The sequence below is a fragment of the Vibrio sp. 1562 genome, from assembly GCF_033340155.1.
GTDB classification, from domain to species: Bacteria; Pseudomonadota; Gammaproteobacteria; order Enterobacterales; family Vibrionaceae; genus Vibrio; species Vibrio alginolyticus.
This window is the reverse complement of sequence record NZ_JAWOVY010000163.1, coordinates 1-911: the sequence shown is the minus strand read 5'-3', so window position 1 is coordinate 911 and position 911 is coordinate 1. Positions and strand designations below refer to the sequence as shown.

Here is a 911-nt window from a genome sequence, read left to right as displayed (position 1 = left end):
GGATTTTTCACCATTGGGTTCACCGCGATTGTGCTAGTGAGTCGTTATGCGATGATGTAATCCATTAAACTCTAGTCCAGAAAAAAGCCTCGTATCTGCGAGGTTTTTTGTATTTGGCTTGTGAATAAAAACAAGACGTTATGATGAACAAAAAGTGTTGTATTTAAAATCGCTGATTCAGGTAGTAGAACGATTTAAGAACTAATAACTTAGATTTTAGCGGGAAGAGACAGGGTGGCCTCCGAGTCAAAGACGCCGGAGACCGGGGGGTAGGCTATGGACAGGTTAGCCTAGGTAAGTTTCTAGCTCTTCGCTACCACCGATGTGTTTACCGCCGATGAATACTTGCGGGACGGTCGTACGGCCTGTAATAGCACGAAGACTGACGGAAGTTGCATCTTTCCCCAAAATGACTTCTTCATATTGAAGACCGTGATCAATCAAGTTTTGTTTGGCTTTCATACAGAAAGGACAACCAGGCTTGGTAAATACAGTGATCGATTCCTGAGTTCTGTACTCTGGTGCGATGTAGTTCAGCATAGTGTCTGCATCCGAGACTTTGAACGAATCTCCTGGCTCATTTGGCTCGATGAACATCTTCTCAATCACACCATCTTTTACCAGCATGCTGTAACGCCAAGAACGCTTACCAAAGCCGATGTCATTTTTGTCCACGAGCATGCCCATGCCATCGGTGAACTCACCATTACCATCTGGAATAAAGGTGATGTGCTCGGCTTCTTGGTCGTGTTTCCAAGCGTTCATAACGAATGTGTCGTTTACCGAAATACACAAAATTTCATCAACACCGTGTTCTTTGAACACAGGGAATAGCTCGTTGTAACGAGGTAAGTGGCTAGAAGAACAAGTCGGTGTAAACGCTCCAGGCAAACTGAATACGAGCACGGTTT

Annotated in this window: 1 protein-coding gene; it reads right to left on the bottom strand. The window is 44.6% G+C overall.

Features of this window, described 5'->3' with window-relative positions:
• Positions 1-285 precede the first annotated feature (285 nt).
• On the bottom strand, positions 286-911 hold a 626-nt coding region (locus R7Z49_RS23905), incomplete at its 5' end, for a redoxin family protein (protein WP_318112210.1).